The 654-nt window shown below is 42.4% G+C and carries 1 pseudogene; it reads left to right on the forward strand.

The window, feature by feature from the left end:
• Positions 1 to 44 precede the first annotated feature (44 nt).
• Positions 45 to 654: pseudogene (locus AB4486_RS24455) on the forward strand (transposase); the annotation flags it as partial.

The raw sequence follows: 654 nt of genomic DNA on the forward strand, positions 1-654 counted from the left end.
CTGTAGCTCATATCCCCCAAAGCCTTGTATGTGACAATGGAGAAATGGTTGGTTTAAAACCTCAGCAGATTTTAACGCCAATGACTCAGCTAAAATTCACTCCACCTTACCGTCCTGATGGTAAAGGAATTGTAGAAAAGCGGTTTGATATTTTGAATAAAGAGTTGCTGCATGACCTTATGGGAACAACCCGTGGTGGTGCTGTTGTTAGAGGGAGCAGAGATCCTCGAAAAGATGCAATCTACACACTCAAAGAAGTAACGACTCAAATGATACAAGCGGTCTTAGAGCACAACCGTTCGATTTTTGATGAGCTTGCTTTGTCCAGCCCTTTGTTGATTCAACATGATTTAGCACCGACCCCCCTTAATTACTGGAAGATTCACCTTGCTAAACATAAGCATGACTTAACGCTTGCCGACAGTAATGAAGTAATCGCACGCTTGTTACCTCCAGTTACCGTAAGCATGACCAGAAGTGGTATCCATTACAATGGTATGTATTACACCTGTGATGAGGTTGAAGAATCGAATTTGGCCTCGGTGGCGAGAAGTTCAGGTCGATGGAAATTAGATGCGCGAGTTGATGAGAATACGACAAGTTTTATTTATGTTCGTCTAGATAGAAACCAAGGTTTTACCAAGTGTCTTTTGC

The sequence above is a fragment of the Vibrio sp. 10N.222.55.C6 genome (assembly GCF_041473395.1).
Classification (GTDB): Bacteria; Pseudomonadota; Gammaproteobacteria; order Enterobacterales; family Vibrionaceae; genus Vibrio; species Vibrio crassostreae_C.